Source organism: Parvimonas sp. D9, from assembly GCF_035282565.1.
Lineage (GTDB): Bacteria > Bacillota > Clostridia > Tissierellales > Peptoniphilaceae > Parvimonas > Parvimonas micra.
In genome coordinates this window covers 1-283 of sequence record NZ_JAYKBM010000115.1, presented here as the reverse complement: position 1 = coordinate 283, position 283 = coordinate 1, and the positions used below count along the sequence as shown (strand labels likewise).

Genomic DNA, 283 nt, shown 5'->3' with positions numbered 1-283 from the left:
AAAATTTTAAGATCTTGTTCTTCCTTTTCAATACTATCTTCCAGCTCAGAAATTTCTTCCTTGACAAGTTCTTTCATTTCATCATCCAGACTTTCTTTTAACATCTCTTTATTTTCTTCAAGTTCTTTCTTATGCTTGGAATATTCTCTATATTTTTCAACAATCGGCTTCATATCGCCATGTTCTTTAGCAAGTTTTTGCCAAACATTCATATCTTTCATAATTTCAGGATCTATGATTTTCTTTTCAAGTTCCTCAAATTTTTCCACTAATAATTCTAATT

The 283-nt window shown here is 29.0% G+C and carries 1 protein-coding gene; it reads right to left on the bottom strand.

Translation table 11 applies throughout. From position 1 onward, the window contains the following. Positions 1-283, bottom strand: a 283-nt coding sequence (locus VJI94_RS08250) for a PCRF domain-containing protein (protein WP_324009006.1), incomplete at both ends; no start/stop codon positions are given.